A 12,195-nucleotide genomic window follows, 5' to 3' on the forward strand; every position below is an offset into this window, starting at 1 on the left:
TCCGCGCCACGATCCGCGCCGCACGGCAGCAGGTCAGTGCCGGCGGAGCCACCGCCGCACCGCGCCCGTGAGTCGTCCGACGGCCTCGTCGTTCATGGTGTTCGCGAGGTCGAACGCTTCGCGCGTGGGGTCGGACCCGGCGCGGATCCGTCGGAGCGCAGCGTCCGCACGAGCCCGGGCGTCGAGCTCGGCGAGCGGCATGTCGTCCTCGGGGTCGTGCCCCTCGGTGCCGGGGTCCGCGCGCGTCATGCCGCGAGGCTACGCGACGGCGACGTCGTCCGACTGCGCGTCCTCCGGAGCGATGTGGTCGACGACGCGGGTCATGTCCTCGAGGAAGGACACGATGACCCGGAGCTCCGCCGCGTTCAGCGAGGACGCGACCTCCGCACCGCTCTCGTCGAGCTGGTCGAGGACCCGGAACGCCTGGCGCATCGACTCGCCGGAGGCGGTCAGGAACACCCCGCGGCGGTCGTGCGGGTCGGGGTGCCGCTCGACGTGGCCGCTGCGCACGAGTCGGTCCACGAGCGCGGAGGTCGACGCGGCGGTGATGCCGAGCTCCTCGGCGAGTTGCTTGGAGTTGACACGCCGCCCGGTCTGGTCGGCGTCGAGCAGCACCCGGAGTGCGAGGAGCGCGTTCTCCCCGACGCCCAGGGCTTCGCGGGCCCGACGCTGTGCGGCGTTCTCGGCTGTGCGGTAGCGGCGGAGGGCGTTCAGCACGTCGACCGCGTCGACCCTCGAGCGATCGTCGTACCAGTACCCCGCCGAGTGGGTGACTTCCTCGGTGGACATACCACGATGCTAGACGCTCTAGTTAGATTGTCTAGCGAGTCCGCGTCGATCGGCCACGCAACACCGGTGACCCGTGCCGGAAACACCCCGGCAACGACCGCTCAGTAGGTTCGCGGCATGCGGGTGCGGACGTGCTGAGCCATCTCGCCGGGAGCGTCTTCCGCCTCGGTGCCGCCGTCGAGCACACCGACGCCGTCGCCCGACTCCTGGACGTCTACGTCGCCCGACGGCACCCGTCGACCGCGCCGCCGGTGCAGACGGCCTCCGTGGCGCTCCGGACCGTCGTGGGTGCAGTGGTCCAGCGCGACGCGGACCTCGCCGTCACCCTCGACGCCCTGGCGCTCGACCGTCACGAGCCGGCATCCATCGCGAGTGCGATCGCGGTCGCCCGGGACAGCGCGCGCCGGGCTCGCGAGGTCGTGTCCACCGAGCTGTGGGACTGCCTGGACGTGACCCGGTCCCGGATGCCCCGCAAGGTCGGTGGGGACCGAGCGCACGACTTCCTCACCTGGGCGAAGGAGCGCAGCGCGCTCGCCGTCGGGGTCGTCGACGGTGACGCCAGCCGTGACGAGGTGTGGGCGTTCTTCACCCTCGGCCGGTCGCTCACCCGGTGCCGGACGACCGCGGCACTGCTCGGTTCCGAACTGCTCGACCCCGGATCCGCCGAGTCGTGGTCGGACGCGCTGCGCGGCTGCGGTGCCCGCGAGGCGTTCCACCGCGGAGCCCACCACGACGTCGAACCCGCCGAGGCCGCCGCGTTCCTGCTCCTCGACACGAACAGCCCGCGTGCGCTCGGCTTCCTCGCCCACCGAGCGGCCGACGGGCTCGCGGGCGTGGCTCCGGCGTGCGTGGCCGAGCAGGTCGCGGGGTTCCGGCGCGCGGTCGCGGCGCTCGACGCGGTCGCGCCCGAGGACGCGCTGACCGCACTGCCCGGTGTGACGACACACCTCGCGGCAGCCGCTGCGGCGGCCGACAGGGCGCTCGAGGAGCGCGTGTTCCAGGTGGTCGCCCCCGTCACCTGACCCGTGTCCTCAGGCGCACCACGGGACGGACGGGAGGCGCGTGGCGGCGCCGCACCGCGCCTCCAGGCCGACGGGTGGCCGCGTCGGTGACGTGGCGGGTGTCAGACGCCGCTCGACCGGTTCGCGACCGCCTCGTCGCGCGAGAGGTCCTGTCGGAGCGCCGCCCGCGCCGCCCGCGGGCTCACGATCGGCACCGCGTGGGTCACCGCGAGGTGCAGGCGGGAGTCGGCGTCGTACAGGAGTCGGAGGCGCTCGAAGCGGACGAGCCAGACCACGGCGATCGCGAGGGCGACGAAGCCGGAGGCCGCCCCGACCCCGATGGCCCACCGCGGCCCCGCGGCGTCGGCGATCGCGCCGACGATGGGGGCGCCGATCGGGGTGCCACCCGCGAAGATCGCCATGTAGAGCGCCATGACCCGACCGCGCATCGCGGGCGCCGTCGTGGTCTGCACGAGGGCGTTCGCGGTCGTCATGAAGGTCAGCGAGGCGAGCCCGACGAACATGAGGACGACCGCGAAGCTCCAGTACGTCGGGGCGAACGCAGCGGCCGTGCAGGCGATGCCGAAGCCGGCCGACGCGATCACGAGCGTGCGCATCCGGGGGCGGTCCCGTCGTGCCGACAGCAGGGCGCCGAGTACCGAACCGATCGCCATGACCGAGTTGAGCAGGCCGAACTCGCCGGCGCCGCGGTGGAACTCGATGCGGGCCATCGTCGAGGTGAAGATCGGGAAGTTCACGCCGAACGTCCCCACGACGAAGATCATGCACAGCACGACGATGATGTCCGGCCGTGTCCGCACGTACCGGAAGCCGGCGACGATCTGGCCCTTGCCGCGCTTGGCCCGCGGGCGGTCGGCGAGCTGTGCCGGGTCGACGAACCGCAGCGCGAGGAGCACGGCCAGGAACGACGCCGCGTTGATGACGAAGACCCAGCCGGAGCCGATCGCCGCGATGAGCACGCCGGCGACGGCGGGGCCGATGAGTCGTGCGGCGTTGAACGACGCGGAGTTGAGCGCCACGGCGTTCGACACGTGCTCGCCCTGCACGACGTCGGAGACGAAGGTCTGCCGGATCGGGGTGTCGAACGCGGCGACGATGCCGAGCGCGAGCGCGAAGCCGTACAGCGACAGCAGCGTCGCGGTGTGGGTGAGCACCATCACGCCGAGCCCGAGGCCGAGCGCACCCATCAGCCCCTGCGTGAGCATGAGCATCTTCCGGCGGTCGAACCGGTCGGCGACGAGCCCGGTGACGGGCAGGAGGAGCAGCTGCGGCCCGAACTGGAGCGCCATCGTGACACCGACGGCGACCGCGTCGTTGTCGGAGAGCTGCGTGAGGACGATCCAGTCCTGCGCGGTGCGTTGCATCCAGGTGCCGACGTTGGACACCAGGGCACCGGCGAACCAGATGCGGTAGTTGCGTCCCGAGAGGGACCGGAACATGGCCGTCACTGCTGCGCGAGCCTCCTCATGATCTCGGTGGCGTCGGCGAGCGTCTGGCGCTCGGCCGGCGTGAGGGCGGTGAGCCGCGGGCTCAGCCAGCCGTCGCGGCGTCGTCGGGTCTCCTCGACGAAGGCCGCGCCGGCGTCGGTGGTGCCGATGAGCACCTTGCGGCGGTCGTCGTCGTGCAGGCGCTTCGACACGAGTCCGCGCTCGGTCAGGACCGCGACGGTCTTCGTCATCGACGGCGGGGTCACGCCGTCCTGCCGGCTGAGGTCGGCGAGGGTCATCGCTCCGTCGCGGTGCAGTCGGGCGAGGGCGGAGAACTGCGCGTCCGTGACCGTCTGGTCGGCCTTCTGGTTGCGCAGGGTCCGCGAGAGCCGGTTCACCGCGATGCGGAGATCGGTCGCGAGCGACGCACGGGTGGCGGTGGGGGACATGATCGTTAGCCTACCAAATTAGTTCAGTGAACGAACCGGTTGTGCGCAGAGCGGACCTGGAAGGGCCGCCACAGGTGTAGCGTTCGGACTGTGGGCAACAGGTGTTGCTCAACTGAACGGAAGAAGGAGCACATGTCCGAGTTCGAGGGCAAGGTCGCCGTCGTCACCGGTGGCGGCAGCGGCATCGGCGAAGCGATCGCGAAGGAGCTCGCCGCGGCGGGCGCGAAGGTCGTCGTCACCGACATCAAGCAGGACGCCGCACAGCGCGTCGTGGGCGAGATCGAGGCCGCCGGCGGGACCGCGAGCGCGTTCGAGGCGAACTCCGCGCTGGCCGCCGACAACGAGCGCATGGTGCAGTTCGCCGTCGACACGTACGGAGCGCTGCACCTCGCCGTGAACAACGCCGGCATCGGGGCCGCCCCGCAGTCGATCGGCGAGTACGACGTCGACGCGTGGGACCGCGTGCGTGCGGTCGACCTCGACGGTGTCTTCTACGGGCTCCGCTACGAGATCCCCGCGATGCTCGCCGCCGGCGGTGGCGCGATCGTGAACATGTCGTCGGTGCTCGGCTCGGTCGGCATCGCCCAGAACGCCGCGTACGTCGCCTCGAAGCACGCACTCGTCGGGCTGACCAAGGTCGCCGCGCTCGAGTACACGGCGCAGGGTGTCCGCACGAACGCGGTCGGCCCCGGCTTCATCGACACCCCGCTCGTGCGCTCGTCGCTCTCCGCCGAGGCGCTCTCGGCCCTCGAGCAGGAGCACGCCGCCGGTCGGCTCGGCACCGACGCCGAGGTCGCCGCGCTCGTGCTGTTCCTCCTGAGCGACAAGGCGTCGTTCATCAGCGGCAGCTACCACCTGGTGGACGGCGGCTACAGCGCCCACTGACGTGGGCACGCGGACGGGAGGCCCGGATCACGTGACCGACGTCGGTCACGTGATCCGGGCCTCCCGTCCGTCTCAGTGGAACTGCGGGATCGTCATCCAGATGCCGAAGAGCACGGCCACGATGCAGACCGCGAAGCACAGCCCGGCACCAGCCAGGGCGAGCGGGGGCGTGTGGCCGGACCGCGGGGTCTCCTGCGCGTCCTGCGTCCGCTCGCCACCCGCGTCGACCGGCTGTCCGGTCCCGAGCAGCCGCAGGCCCAGCGTGTAGAGCAGCACCAGGCCCACCGCCGCGATGAAGCCCACCCACGCGACCGTCCCGATCGCACCGAAGTCGATGTCCATCTCGTCCTCCGCTCAGGCCGCGACCGGCTGCTGCGCCGGCTGCTCTTCGTTGACGTTGTCCTGCGTCACCGGCTTGCGGCGCGCGAGGAAGAAGAAGCCGAGGCCCGCCGCCAGGGCGAGGACCGCGACGAGGACGAGCCCGACCGTCGAGGTCGCTGCCACCGCCGTCGCGAGGGCACCGACGACCGCGGCCGCCGGCAGCGTGATCACCCAGGCGACGACGATCCGCCCGACGACGGACCAGTGCACGTCCGCGAGCTTCTTGCCGAGGCCCGACCCGATCACCGAGCCGCTCGTGACGTGGGTGGTCGACAGGGCGAACCCGAGGTGCGACGACACGAGGATCGTGGCGGCCGAGCTGGCCTCCGCCGCGAAGCCCTGCGGCGACTGCACGTCCGAGATGCGCTTGCCGACCGTGCGCATGATCCGCCACCCGCCCATGTAGGTGCCGAGGCCGATCGCGAGCCCGCACGCCAGGATCACCCAGAGCGCCGGTCCGCTGCCCGACGGCTGGTAGTCCGCGGCGATCAGGGTCAGCGTGATGACGCCCATGGTCTTCTGCGCGTCGTTCGTGCCGTGCGCCAGCGAGACGAGCGACGCGGAGATCGTCTGCCCGTGCCGGAACCCGGTCGCGGCGCCGTGCGTCGTGGCGTTCTTCGTCAACGAGTAGGCGAGGTACGTCGCGACGAGGGCGATCACACCCGCGATGACCGGGGAGAGCAGCGCCGGGAGCACGACCTTCGACACGACCGTGGCCCAGTCGACCGAGTTCAGTCCGGCGCCGATGATGGACGCGCCGATGAGCCCGCCGAACAGCGCGTGCGTGGACGACGACGGCAGGCCGAAGTACCACGTGGCGAGGTTCCACAGCACGGCGCCGACGAGTCCCGCGAAGATCATCACGGGGGAGATGTGGATGCCGTCCTGGCCCTCGCGGATGATGCCCTGCGAGACGGTCTTGGCGACCTCGGTGGAGAGGAACGCGCCGACCACGTTGAGGACGGCGGAGATGAGCACGGCGGTCCGGGGCTTCAGGGCACCCGTGGCGACCGAGGTGGCCATGGCGTTCGCGGTGTCGTGGAAGCCGTTCGTGAAGTCGAACACGAGGGCCACCACGATCACCAGCACGACGGTGACGAGGACGTCCATGCGCGGAACGGTAGGCCCGCTCGGAGCCTGCTGCGTGAACGCCGGGTGAACACGCCACGGAACCCGTGCGGCACCGGCGCGTCTGCGAGGATGCAGAGGTGCCGACCTTCTCCGCAGCCCGAGGGGACTCCTCGTTCACCGACGCGCACGGCGTCGAGATCGTCTACTCCACCTGGCGAGCCGGCAAGCCGAAGGGCATCGTGCAGATCGCCCACGGTGTCGGCGAGCACTCGCTGCGCTACGAGCCGCTCGCACAGGACCTCGTGCGCGCCGGCTGGACCGTGCACGCCAACGACCACCGCGGGCACGGGCGCACAGGGCTCGCGCAGTGGGACGGCGACCACGCGAAGCTCGGCCGGCTCGGCCCCGGGGGCCTGCGTGCCGCGATCGCGGCGGTCGAGCAGCTCAGCGCCCTCGCCCGCGAGGACACCCCCGGCGTCCCGCTCGTCCTGCTCGGGCACTCGTGGGGGTCGCTCATGGCGCAGCGGATCGTCAACACGTCGAGTGCGCTCTACGACGGCGTCGTGCTCTCCGCGACCGCGTACCGGCTGCCCGGGTGGATGAACAGCGGGGACCTCAACGCCCGGTTCGCCGGGGCCGGACCGACGAAGTACGAGTGGATCAGTCGCGACCGCGCGGTGATCGACGCGATCGGCCTGGATCCACTCGCGGTCGAGGCCGATGTCATCCGGCTCTTCGGCCTCCCGGACACCCTCCGGCTGCTCGGGGTCCCGCGTCGGGGCATCCCGCACGACCTCCCGATGCTCCTGCAGGTCGGCTCCGACGACACCCTCGGCGGGCCGCGGTCCGTCGAGCGCCTGGCGCGGGCGTACCGGACGCGCGGGAAGCTGTCGGACGTCGAGGTGCGGGTGTACGAGGGGGCGCGGCACGAGGTCTACAACGAGACCAACCGCGACGAGGTCGTGGGCGACCTCGTCGCCTGGCTGGAGCGCACGGTCGCGCGCTGACTCCGGAACCAGGTTCCGGACACAGCACCGTGGGAAAGCGTGGTTCCGTGTCCGGGACCTGGTTCCGCAGGCGGGGTGGACGTGGCCACGGGACGGACTGGAGGCACGGTGCGGGCCCGCCACGGGCCTCCAGTCGGGCCGGTGGCGGCGTAGGGTCGTCGTGTGCACGGTGAGTACAAGGTCCCAGGCGGGAAGCTCGTCGTCGTCGACCTCGAGGTCGTCGACGGATCGATCCAGGAGTTCCGGCTCGCCGGTGACTTCTTCCTCGAACCGGACGACGCGCTGCCGCTGATCGACGCCGCCGTGAACGGCCTGTCGTCGACGACGGACGCCGCCGGGATCGCCGCCGCCGTCCGCGGCGCGCTGCCGGAGGGGGCGCAGCTGCTCGGCTTCACGCCGGAGTCGGTCGGGGTCGCCGTCCGCCGGGCGCTCTCGCGGGCGTCCTCGTGGCAGGACTACGACTGGGAGGTCATCCACGAGGGGCCGATCTCCCCGAACGAGCACCTCGCGCTCGACCAGGTGCTCACCGAGGAGGTCGGGGCGGGCCGTCGTGGTCCGACGCTCCGCATCTGGGAGTGGGACGAATCCGCGGTCGTGATCGGCTCGTTCCAGTCCCTCAAGAACGAGGTCGACCCCGAGGGGGCCGCGAAGTACGGCGTGCAGGTCGTGCGGCGCATCTCCGGTGGCGGCGCGATGTTCATGGAGGCGGGCGCGATCATCTCCTACTCGCTCTACGTGCCGGCCGACCTCGTGCAGGGCATGACCTTCGCCGACTCGTACGCCTACCTCGACGAGTGGGTGATCGAGGCGCTGAAGTCGCTCGGGATCGACGCGTACTACCAGCCGCTCAACGACATCACCTCGGCGAAGGGGAAGATCGGCGGCGCCGCGCAGAAGCGCCTCGGCACCGGAGCCGTGCTCCACCACGCCACCATGAGCTACGACATGGACGGCCAGAAGATGGTCGAGGTGCTCCGGATCGGCCGCGAGAAGATGAGCGACAAGGGCACGACCTCGGCAGCGAAGCGCGTCGACCCGCTGCGCTCCCAGACCGGCCTGCCCCGTGCGGAGGTCATCGAGCGGCTGATCGGCACGTTCACGAAGCTCTACGGCGCGCACGAGGGGCACGTCACCGAGGCCGAGCGGCAGCGGGCGCAGGAGCTCATCGACACGAAGTTCGCGACGAAGGAGTGGCTCGAGCGCGTGCCGTGAGTCGACGGCGCCGCCGCGGGGCGCTGTGGCGCGGTGCCGCCGCGGAGCGCTGCTCAGGGTGCCGTGCTGAGCGCGTGGGCGAGGCCCCGCACCAGGAGCGCACGCGATCGGTCCGTCGCGGCGCCGTCCGGGTCACTCGCGGACGACCGCGTCAGGCCGTCGACCACGGCGATGACGGCGTCGGCCGCGACCGGCGTGGGCACCGCGAGGACGACGTCGTGCATCGTGGACCAGTGCCGCAGCGCTGCGTCGACCGCGTCACGCCAGAGTCGGCGCTCCGCCTCGAGCAGCGGACCGTCCCCAGCGGCACCCGGCCCGCTGGCACTCAGGGCCTCGAGCAGGCGGAAGCGTTCGGGTTCGGTGCGGACCAGCTCGATCCACGCGGCCACGGCGGCGTCGAGTGCTGCCGTGAGGTCGTCGTGGGCGTCGGCCGCACCGAGCACACGAGGCAGCGACGCGCGGGCCTGGCGCTCGAGCAGGGCGACGACGAGGTGCCTCCGGGCGCCGAACACGTAGTGGACCACCCCGTGTGCGACCCCGGCGCGGGCAGCCACGGCACGGGTCGTCAGTCCACCGAGCCCCTCGTCGCGGACGACGAGGGCCGCGGCGTCGAGCAGCTCCTCACGCCGGTCGGCACGACTGCGGTACCCGCGCGTCCCCTCGTCCTCCGTCATCACAGGAAGCGTACGGCGCGTGCGCAGGGTCGTGCTGGACGATGAATCTGGCCGATTGGCCGAATCAGGGAGGAGCCCCCATGGAGATCATCGTCCGAGCGGCTGCGGAGCACGAGCTGCACGCCGCCGCCACCGTCCTGGCAGAGGCCTTCGCCGAGGACCCGGTGCTCGCCGAGATCCGGCCTCCGCGTTCCGGCGAGCACCGGGTGGCCGTGCTCGGGCGGCTGTTCGCCGCCTTGATCCGAGCGGTGCCGGAACGGTCCCGCGCCGTCGACGTCGCGATCGCGCGTGACCGGGTCGTCGGCGCTGCGTTCTGGCAGGCGCCGCTCCCGCACCGAGGCGGGCTCCGGGCGTTCGTGCGGCAGGTGCCGGAACTCGTGCGGGTGCTCGGGATCGCGGGCGGACTCCGGGCGCTCGCCCACCTGCGCCGGATGGAGCGTGCCCGCCCGGCCGCGCCGCACTGGTACCTCGCCGAGATCGGCGTGTCGGAGGCCGTGCGTGGGCAGGGCGTCGGCGGGCTGCTGCTCGAGCACGCACTCGACCGGGTGGACCGGCGACGGCAGGGCGCGTACCTGGAGTCGTCGACCCCGCACAACCGACGGCTCTACCGGCGGCACGGGTTCGCCGACGGGGCACCGCTCACCGGGTTCACGTCCGCGGCACCCGTGTCGATGTGGCGGCCCGCGGTGGACCAGACCGTCGGGCCGCGGCCGGCCTAGGGCTTCGCGCCGTTGCCGTACGAGCCGTGCAACGTGGTGTCCTCGAACGCCGTCCGCTCGATGACCGAGTGCACCTCGTCGAGCACCGCCTGGTCGACCGAGTCCACGCCGATGGTGAGCGAGCCGTAGTCGACCCGCATCGTGGACGGGATCGTCGCGTCCAGACCCGCCACGTGCGGGGTCGCGGCGAGCGTGGCGAGCCCCTGCGCGACCGCCGTCGACGTGCTGCGGGGGATCACCTGGTCGAACGTGCCCTCGTAGTGCGTGGTGCTCGCGATGTGCCCGGTACCGGCCGGCACGGTGAGCGTGAGGCCCACGCCCGTCCAGGCGAGTTCCTCGGCCATCGTGCTCGGGACCGCGCCGACCTCGGCGGGGGAGGCCGACGCATCGGTGACGACCACGAAGCGCGACGAGAAGTGGTTCGTCGTCACCTCGCGGGTCGGACAGGAGGGATCGGGAGCGGTGCTCGGTGCGTTCGTGGTCGTCTCGACTGCGCGGTCCACGCCCGGCAGCGCCCGGACGGCTCGGAGGGCGGACGCGACCTCGCGCGCGACGGTCGGGTCGAGCGTCGCCCCGGGGGTGGCGGTCGCCGTCGACGGGTCCGTCGATCCGGAGCGCTCGGGGGAGTCGCCGACCGCGGGACAGGGAGCCGAGCCGCCGCCGCTGCCGCTGCCGTGGAACGCCTGGCGTGCGATCCCCTCCGCCGTCGAGCAGCCGGTCAGGACGGCCGCGCAGAGCACGACGACGAGGGTTGCTCGGAGACGGCGCATCGCTCCAGTCTGCACGACGGGCGACGCGGTCCCGGCGCCAGAACGGGGTCGGCGGCCCGGGAGGGGGGAACCGGGCCGCCGCCCCACCAGTCTCGGTGTCCTCCCCAAGAACGACGTGTGTGGATCAGGAGAATCCCCCGCGCGGCTGATGTCGGCACCCGAAGCCCCACGTAGCGTCGTGCACGTGAACTGGTTGATCCTCCTGGGGGCGGTGGCCGCAGCGGTCGTCGCGATGTGGGTCGCCGATCGCGTGGGGTGGATCGACCTGTCGAACAAGGCCACGCGCTCGGGCGGCTCCGGCGGCGTCGTGTCGATGATGGACGAGGTCTTCGCGCCGACACGGCACGAGGCCCAGGCAGAGTACGAACGGCAGTCGCGTCTGCCGCGAGAGGCCCCGACGCCCGCCGACGACGACCACGACCTGCTCAGCGGGCACGTGCTCATCAAGGTGCCGGGGGTCCGGGCGGGCGGTCGGCACGAGGTCCGCGTCGGGACGGACGACCGCACCTACTGACCGGTCGGTGCCGCCACGACGCGCCGACGCCGCTCAGCGCGCGGTGAGCTCTTGGTAGTCCGGGTGCCGCTCGATCCAGGCCTTGACGTAGCTGCACTGCGGCACGACGGTGCGGGACGAGTTCGCGCGCACGTCGTCGAGCGCCGCCTGCACGAGCATGGATGCGTGGCCGCCGCCGCGGTGCTCGGGGTCCACCTCGGTGTGCACGAAGCGGATCTCGTCGCCCTCGATCTCGTACGCCGCGAATCCGATCACCTCCCCGTCCTCGACGAGGGAGTACTGCTGCTGCTCGGTGTCGTTCCGGACCTCGGGTGTCGCCATGTCCGCGACGCTACGCCCGGGCGGCCGGTGAGCGCACTGTGAACCGCGCTCCGTACGCGAGGATGGACCCGTGCACGACGACCGCGGACCGGACCGGGTGGTCCACGGGGACGCCCTCGACGTCCTGCCGACCCTCGACGACGGCTCCTTCACGCTCGTCTACCTCGACCCGCCGTTCAACACCGGCCGGAAGCAACGGCGACACGCGAGCACCGCGGTCAGGAGCACGGGTGACACGGCGCCGGGCACCCCCGGGCGACGCGAGACCGTCACGGGCTTCCGCGGCGGCACGTACGAGCGGGTCCGTGGCGACCTGCTCCGCTTCGACGACCGGTTCGACGACTACTGGTCGTTCCTCGAGCCGCGGCTGCTCGAGGCGTGGCGGGTGCTCGCCGACGACGGGACGCTCTACCTGCACCTCGACTACCGGGAGTCGCACTACGCGAAGGTGCTGCTCGACGCGCTCTTCGGCCGTGAGTCGTTCCTCAACGAGATCGTCTGGGCCTACGACTTCGGGGCGAAGTCGAAGACCCGGTGGCCGACGAAGCACGACACGATCCTCGTCTACGTGAAGGACCCCGCCCGGTACCACTTCGACTCGGCGGCGGTGGACCGCGAGCCGTACATGGCGCCGGGGCTCGTGACGCCCGAGCAGCGGGAGCGCGGCAAGCTGCCGACGGACGTCTGGTGGCACACGATCGTGTCGCCGACCGGCCGCGAGAAGACCGGTTACCCGACGCAGAAGCCCGAGGGCGTGCTCCGCCGCATCGTCCAGGCCTCTTCGCGCGAGGGCGACTGGGTGCTCGACTTCTTCGCCGGCAGCGGCACCACCGGGGCCGTCGCGACTGCCCTCGGCCGCCGGTTCGTGCTCGTCGACGACAACGCAGCGGCGATCGACGTCATGCGTCGGCGCCTGCCCGGCGCGACGTTCTCCGCCGTCGGCTGACGACGGAG

16 protein-coding genes are annotated in these 12,195 nt (G+C 72.1%); 7 read left to right on the forward strand and 9 right to left on the reverse strand.

Annotation, left to right across the window (positions count from 1 at the left end; all coding sequences use genetic code 11):
* Nucleotides 1-33 precede the first annotated feature (33 nt).
* Entirely contained in the window at nucleotides 34-249 is a 216-nt protein-coding gene (locus tag ACRQ4C_RS03630) for a hypothetical protein (protein WP_439690158.1), read from the reverse strand.
* 9 nt (nucleotides 250-258) lie between these two features.
* Nucleotides 259-789, reverse strand: coding sequence for a MarR family winged helix-turn-helix transcriptional regulator (locus ACRQ4C_RS03635; protein WP_290132771.1), 531 nt, complete (start codon nucleotides 787-789; stop codon nucleotides 259-261).
* 131 nt (nucleotides 790-920) lie between these two features.
* On the opposite strand from ACRQ4C_RS03635, the gene ACRQ4C_RS03640 reads away from it, so the two are divergent.
* Nucleotides 921-1,811 (forward strand): alpha-E domain-containing protein, encoded by an 891-nt coding sequence (locus tag ACRQ4C_RS03640; RefSeq protein WP_439690159.1) that lies wholly within the window; start codon nucleotides 921-923, stop codon nucleotides 1,809-1,811.
* A gap of 101 nt (nucleotides 1,812-1,912) precedes the next feature.
* Here the strand turns inward: ACRQ4C_RS03640 and ACRQ4C_RS03645 are convergent, their stop codons facing one another.
* Together ACRQ4C_RS03645 and ACRQ4C_RS03650 are read right to left on the reverse strand one after the other, a co-directional pair.
* Nucleotides 1,913-3,259 carry an MFS transporter gene (locus ACRQ4C_RS03645; protein WP_439690160.1) on the reverse strand — a complete coding sequence of 449 codons (1,347 nt, stop codon included), beginning with the start codon at nucleotides 3,257-3,259 and terminating at the stop codon, nucleotides 1,913-1,915.
* A complete protein-coding gene (locus tag ACRQ4C_RS03650) occupies nucleotides 3,256-3,687 on the reverse strand; it encodes a MarR family winged helix-turn-helix transcriptional regulator (RefSeq protein WP_439690161.1) in 432 nt (143 codons plus the stop codon). The genes ACRQ4C_RS03645 and ACRQ4C_RS03650 overlap by 4 nt, the downstream gene beginning before the upstream one ends.
* 132 nt (nucleotides 3,688-3,819) lie before the next feature.
* Here ACRQ4C_RS03650 and ACRQ4C_RS03655 point away from each other — a divergent pair, with 132 nt between their 5' ends.
* Nucleotides 3,820-4,572 (forward strand): SDR family NAD(P)-dependent oxidoreductase, encoded by a 753-nt coding sequence (locus ACRQ4C_RS03655; RefSeq protein ID WP_439690162.1) that lies wholly within the window; start codon nucleotides 3,820-3,822, stop codon nucleotides 4,570-4,572.
* 72 nt (nucleotides 4,573-4,644) lie between these two features.
* Here the strand turns inward: ACRQ4C_RS03655 and ACRQ4C_RS03660 are convergent, their stop codons facing one another.
* Together ACRQ4C_RS03660 and ACRQ4C_RS03665 are read right to left on the reverse strand one after the other, a co-directional pair.
* Entirely contained in the window at nucleotides 4,645-4,914 is a 270-nt protein-coding gene (locus ACRQ4C_RS03660) for a hypothetical protein (RefSeq protein WP_439690163.1), read from the reverse strand.
* 12 nt (nucleotides 4,915-4,926) lie between these two features.
* Entirely contained in the window at nucleotides 4,927-6,063 is a 1,137-nt protein-coding gene (locus tag ACRQ4C_RS03665) for an inorganic phosphate transporter (RefSeq protein WP_439690164.1), read from the reverse strand.
* Nucleotides 6,064-6,161: 98 nt separating this feature from the next.
* Here ACRQ4C_RS03665 and ACRQ4C_RS03670 point away from each other — a divergent pair, with 98 nt between their 5' ends.
* Nucleotides 6,162-7,031: an alpha/beta hydrolase gene (locus tag ACRQ4C_RS03670; protein WP_290132764.1), complete on the forward strand. Its 870-nt coding sequence runs from the start codon at nucleotides 6,162-6,164 to the stop codon at nucleotides 7,029-7,031.
* Nucleotides 7,032-7,193: 162 nt separating this feature from the next.
* Entirely contained in the window at nucleotides 7,194-8,243 is a 1,050-nt protein-coding gene (locus ACRQ4C_RS03675; protein ID WP_439690165.1) for a lipoate--protein ligase family protein, read from the forward strand.
* A gap of 53 nt (nucleotides 8,244-8,296) precedes the next feature.
* Here the strand turns inward: ACRQ4C_RS03675 and ACRQ4C_RS03680 are convergent, their stop codons facing one another.
* Nucleotides 8,297-8,917 (reverse strand): TetR family transcriptional regulator, encoded by a 621-nt coding sequence (locus ACRQ4C_RS03680; RefSeq protein WP_439690166.1) that lies wholly within the window; start codon nucleotides 8,915-8,917, stop codon nucleotides 8,297-8,299.
* An 80-nt stretch (nucleotides 8,918-8,997) separates the two neighbouring features.
* On the opposite strand from ACRQ4C_RS03680, the gene ACRQ4C_RS03685 reads away from it, so the two are divergent.
* The gene (locus ACRQ4C_RS03685) at nucleotides 8,998-9,636 is read left to right on the forward strand and encodes a GNAT family N-acetyltransferase (RefSeq protein WP_439690167.1); all 639 of its coding nucleotides are present in this window, start codon (nucleotides 8,998-9,000) and stop codon (nucleotides 9,634-9,636) included.
* On the opposite strand, the gene ACRQ4C_RS03690 is transcribed toward ACRQ4C_RS03685, so the two are convergent.
* A complete protein-coding gene (locus ACRQ4C_RS03690) occupies nucleotides 9,633-10,406 on the reverse strand; it encodes a hypothetical protein (RefSeq protein ID WP_439690168.1) in 774 nt (257 codons plus the stop codon). The genes ACRQ4C_RS03685 and ACRQ4C_RS03690 overlap by 4 nt on opposite strands.
* Before the next feature lie 184 nt (nucleotides 10,407-10,590).
* Between ACRQ4C_RS03690 and ACRQ4C_RS03695 the strand changes: the two genes are divergently transcribed.
* Nucleotides 10,591-10,920 carry a hypothetical protein gene (locus tag ACRQ4C_RS03695; RefSeq protein ID WP_439690169.1) on the forward strand — a complete coding sequence of 110 codons (330 nt, stop codon included), beginning with the start codon at nucleotides 10,591-10,593 and terminating at the stop codon, nucleotides 10,918-10,920.
* A 33-nt stretch (nucleotides 10,921-10,953) separates the two neighbouring features.
* Here the strand turns inward: ACRQ4C_RS03695 and ACRQ4C_RS03700 are convergent, their stop codons facing one another.
* Nucleotides 10,954-11,241: a GNAT family N-acetyltransferase gene (locus ACRQ4C_RS03700; protein WP_439690170.1), complete on the reverse strand. Its 288-nt coding sequence runs from the start codon at nucleotides 11,239-11,241 to the stop codon at nucleotides 10,954-10,956.
* Nucleotides 11,242-11,311: 70 nt separating this feature from the next.
* On the opposite strand from ACRQ4C_RS03700, the gene ACRQ4C_RS03705 reads away from it, so the two are divergent.
* On the forward strand, nucleotides 11,312-12,187 hold the full coding sequence (locus ACRQ4C_RS03705) for a DNA-methyltransferase (RefSeq protein ID WP_439690171.1): 876 nt from the start codon (nucleotides 11,312-11,314) through the stop codon (nucleotides 12,185-12,187).
* The last annotated feature ends 8 nt before the right edge of the window (nucleotides 12,188-12,195 follow it).

This window comes from Curtobacterium sp. SP.BCp (genome assembly GCF_051903255.1).
Classification (GTDB): Bacteria; Actinomycetota; Actinomycetes; order Actinomycetales; family Microbacteriaceae; genus Curtobacterium.

What these genes read in the sequence shown, in the direction of transcription:
- ACRQ4C_RS03685 (WP_439690167.1), top strand. Translation starts at nt 8,998, where the DNA reads ATGGAGATCATCGTCCGAGCGGCTGCGGAGCACGAGCTGCACGCCGCC.
- ACRQ4C_RS03655 (WP_439690162.1), top strand. Translation starts at nt 3,820, where the DNA reads ATGTCCGAGTTCGAGGGCAAGGTCGCCGTCGTCACCGGTGGCGGCAGC.
- ACRQ4C_RS03690 (WP_439690168.1), bottom strand. Translation starts at nt 10,406, where the DNA reads ATGCGCCGTCTCCGAGCAACCCTCGTCGTCGTGCTCTGCGCGGCCGTC.
- ACRQ4C_RS03650 (WP_439690161.1), bottom strand. Translation starts at nt 3,687, where the DNA reads ATGTCCCCCACCGCCACCCGTGCGTCGCTCGCGACCGATCTCCGCATC.
- ACRQ4C_RS03660 (WP_439690163.1), bottom strand. Translation starts at nt 4,914, where the DNA reads ATGGACATCGACTTCGGTGCGATCGGGACGGTCGCGTGGGTGGGCTTC.
- ACRQ4C_RS03665 (WP_439690164.1), bottom strand. Translation starts at nt 6,063, where the DNA reads ATGGACGTCCTCGTCACCGTCGTGCTGGTGATCGTGGTGGCCCTCGTG.
- ACRQ4C_RS03680 (WP_439690166.1), bottom strand. Translation starts at nt 8,917, where the DNA reads ATGACGGAGGACGAGGGGACGCGCGGGTACCGCAGTCGTGCCGACCGG.
- ACRQ4C_RS03630 (WP_439690158.1), bottom strand. Translation starts at nt 249, where the DNA reads ATGACGCGCGCGGACCCCGGCACCGAGGGGCACGACCCCGAGGACGAC.
- ACRQ4C_RS03635 (WP_290132771.1), bottom strand. Translation starts at nt 789, where the DNA reads ATGTCCACCGAGGAAGTCACCCACTCGGCGGGGTACTGGTACGACGAT.
- ACRQ4C_RS03700 (WP_439690170.1), bottom strand. Translation starts at nt 11,241, where the DNA reads ATGGCGACACCCGAGGTCCGGAACGACACCGAGCAGCAGCAGTACTCC.